Consider the following 3,597-nt stretch of genomic DNA (forward strand, 5'->3'; position numbering starts at 1 on the left):
TGGTCGAGGAGGAGGCTCCGGCCGCTCCGGCTCCGCGTGCCCGTCGTCGTGCCACCCGCGCCGTCGCGGCTCCGGCCGCCGAGGCCGCTGCCGTGGCCGAGGCTCCGGCCGCCGAGGCGCCCGCGCCCGTGGTCGAGGAGGAGGCTCCGGCCGCTCCGGCTCCGCGTGCCCGTCGTCGTGCCACCCGCGCCGTCGCGGCTCCGGCCGCCGAGGCCGCTGCCGTGGCCGAGGCTCCCGCCGCCGAGCCCCCGCCCGTCGTGGAGGAGGCCCCCAAGGCCGCCCGCGCCGTGACCGTCGCCGACGCCGTGGACTCGCCCAAGCGCGGCGGCCGCCGCCGCGCCACCCGCTCCTCCGCTCCGGCCGCCGCCCCGCAGCCCGTCGCCGAGAGCGCCGAGCCCGCCGCCCCGGCCCGCGCCCGCCGCGCCGCGCGTCCCGCCGTCGCCGTCTTCCAGGCCCCGGTCTTCGCCGAGCCGATGTTCCAGACCCCCGAGACCGCTGCCATGGCCGCCGCGGCCGCTCGCGCCGCCGCCCCGGCGGAAGAGGTCGAGGAGGAGGAGACCGAGTTCGAGGCCGAGGTCACCACGGCCCCCGCCGCGCAGCCCGCCGGCCGCCGCCGTCGCCGTGGGCGCGGCGCCGCCGAGTCCGCCCCGGTCGCCGAGTCCGCCCCGGTCTCCCTTCCCGAGGTGCTCGCGCAGGAGGAGCCGGAGGCCGAGGCCGCCGACCTCGACGAGGAGTCCGGCGAGTTCGAAGAGGGCGACGAGTCGGGCGAGCGCCCGTCGCGCCGCCGCCGTCGCGGTGGCCGTCGCCGCCGTCGCGGTGAGGCCGCCGACCTCGACGAGTCCGCCGAGGACGAGGCCGAGGCCGAGGCCGCCGAGCAGGACACCGCCGAGCGGGACGCCGAGGAGGAAGAGGACGAGGAGGCCGACGAGGCCCTCGGCTCCAGCTCCAGCCGTCGTCGCCGCCGTCGCCGTCGCCGCAGTGGCGAGGGCCCGGCCGAGACCGCCGAAGCGGGCGACGAGGACGGCGTGCGTACCGTCGTCAAGGTCCGCGAGCCGCGCCCCGCGCGGGAGAAGGCCGAGTCCTCCGACGAGGTCCAGTCCATCAAGGGCTCGACCCGCCTGGAGGCGAAGAAGCAGCGCCGCCGCGAGGGCCGCGAGCAGGGCCGCCGCCGCGTGCCGATCATCACCGAGGCCGAGTTCCTGGCCCGCCGTGAGGCCGTCGAGCGCGTCATGGTCGTCCGCCAGGCCGGCGAGCGCACCCAGATCGGAGTCCTCGAGGACAACGTGCTCGTCGAGCACTACGTCAACAAGGAAGAGGCCACCTCGTACGTCGGCAACGTCTACCTGGGCAAGGTCCAGAACGTGCTGCCGTCGATGGAGGCCGCCTTCATCGACATCGGCAAGGGCCGCAACGCCGTCCTGTACGCCGGTGAGGTCAACTTCGAGGCGCTCGGCATGGCCAACGGGCCGCGCCGCATCGAGTCCGCCCTCAAGTCCGGCCAGTCGGTCCTGGTACAGGTCACCAAGGACCCGATCGGGCACAAGGGCGCCCGCCTGACCAGCCAGGTCTCGCTGCCCGGCCGCTACCTGGTCTACGTGCCCGAGGGCTCGATGACCGGCATCAGCCGCAAGCTGCCCGACACCGAGCGCGCGCGTCTGAAGACCATCCTCAAGAAGATCGTCCCCGAGGACGCGGGCGTCATCGTGCGCACCGCCGCCGAGGGCGCGAGCGAGGACGAGCTGCGCCGCGACGTCGAGCGTCTGCAGGCCCAGTGGGAGGACATCCAGAAGAAGTCGAAGCAGATCTCGACCTCTTCGCCGAGCCTGCTGTACGGCGAGCCGGACATGACCGTCCGCGTCGTGCGCGACATCTTCAACGAGGACTTCTCGAAGGTCATCGTCAGCGGCGACGGCGCCTGGGAGACCATCCACGGCTACGTCAACCACGTGGCTCCGGACCTGGCCGACCGGCTGTCCCGCTGGACCTCCGAGGTCGACGTCTTCGCGACGTACCGGATCGACGAGCAGCTCGCCAAGGCGCTCGACCGCAAGGTGTGGCTGCCCTCGGGCGGCTCGCTTGTGATCGACAAGACCGAGGCGATGATCGTCATCGACGTCAACACCGGCAAGTTCACCGGTCAGGGCGGCAACCTCGAAGAGACCGTCACCAGGAACAACCTCGAGGCGGCCGAGGAGATCGTGCGCCAGCTGCGGCTGCGCGACCTGGGCGGCATCGTCGTCATCGACTTCATCGACATGGTCCTGGAGTCCAACCGCGACCTGGTCCTGCGGCGCATGCTGGAGTGCCTGGGCCGCGACCGTACGAAGCACCAGGTGGCCGAGGTCACCTCGCTGGGCCTGGTCCAGATGACCCGCAAGCGGGTGGGCCAGGGTCTGCTGGAGTCCTTCTCCGAGACCTGCGTCCACTGCAACGGCCGCGGTGTCATCGTCCACATGGAGACCCCGACCGCGATCGGCGGCGGCGGCAACGGCAAGCGCTCCAAGCGCCGCGGTGGCCGCACCGAGTTCGACCAGCACGACCACGAGGTCGAGACGGTCGACGCCGAGAGCTTCGAATCCGAGGCGGAGGTGGCTGCCGAGGCCGCCGCGCCGCGCGCCCTGCCCGAGCCGGAGTTCGTCGCGGACGAGGAGCTCTACAGCAGCCCGGCCGAGGCCGAGGCCGCCGCGGGCATCAGCAGCCGCCGCAACCGGCGCCGTGCCACCCGTAAGGCCACCGCTCCGGCGGGCGCCCCGCGCGGTGCGGTCGCTCCGGCCCCGGCCCCCGTGGTCGCGGACGAGCCGGTGACCGAGCCGGCCGAGACGGTGCTGGAGCCGGCTGCGGAGTTCGTCGCCGAGGCCGCTCCGGCCGTCGAGACCGCCGAGGTCGTGGAGGCAGCCCCGGAGGCCGCGCCGAAGGGCCGGACCCGTCGCCGCGCGACCCGTAAGGCCACCGCCCCGGCGGGTGCCCCGGCCCCCGCGGCCGAGGTGGCCCCGGAGCCGGAGCCGGAGCCGGTCGTCGTGCCGGAGCCCGAGCCCGTCGCCCCGCCCGAGCCCGAGGTCGCCGTCGTCGCCGAGGTTGAGGAGGCCCCCGTCGTGGAGGCCGCTCCGGCCCGTCCGCGTCGCCGTGCCACCCGTAAGGCCACCGCACCCGCCGGTTCCCCGGCGGGCGCGGCAGAGGCCGCGGTGCTGGTCGTCGAGGCCCCGTCGCCCGCCGACGAAGCCGCCGCCCCGGTGGCCGAGGAAGCGGCCCCGGTGGCCGAGGAGGCCGCACCGGCCAAGAAGGCCGCCAGGAAGGCTCCGGCCAAGAAGGCGACCGCGGCGAAGAAGGCCCCGGCCAAGAAGGCTGCGGCCGCCAAGAAGACCGTGGCCAAGAAGGCGGCCACGACCAAGAAGACCACGGCGAAGCGGGCGACGAAGAAGACCGCGGCGGCGGAGCAGCACACGCTCCCGTCCGTCTCGGCTCCGACCGAAGCCTGATCCACCGCTGAGTGACACCGCGGCCGTGGGGGGGGGGGGGGGGGGGGGGGGGGGGGGGGGGGGGGGGGGGGGGGGGTGTTGGGTGGGGGGGGGGGGAAAGGAGAGAAAGACGGGGGGTTGG

General features: G+C 75.0%; 1 protein-coding gene. It reads left to right on the forward strand.

Annotated elements, in window-relative coordinates; all coding sequences use genetic code 11:
* Positions 1-3,476, forward strand: a 3,476-nt coding sequence (locus ACZ573_RS22900) for an Rne/Rng family ribonuclease (RefSeq protein ID WP_471307004.1), incomplete at its 5' end; no start/stop codon positions are given.
* Positions 3,477-3,597: the final 121 nt, after the last annotated feature.

The sequence above is a fragment of the Streptomyces sp. NPDC040545 genome, from assembly GCF_055595065.1.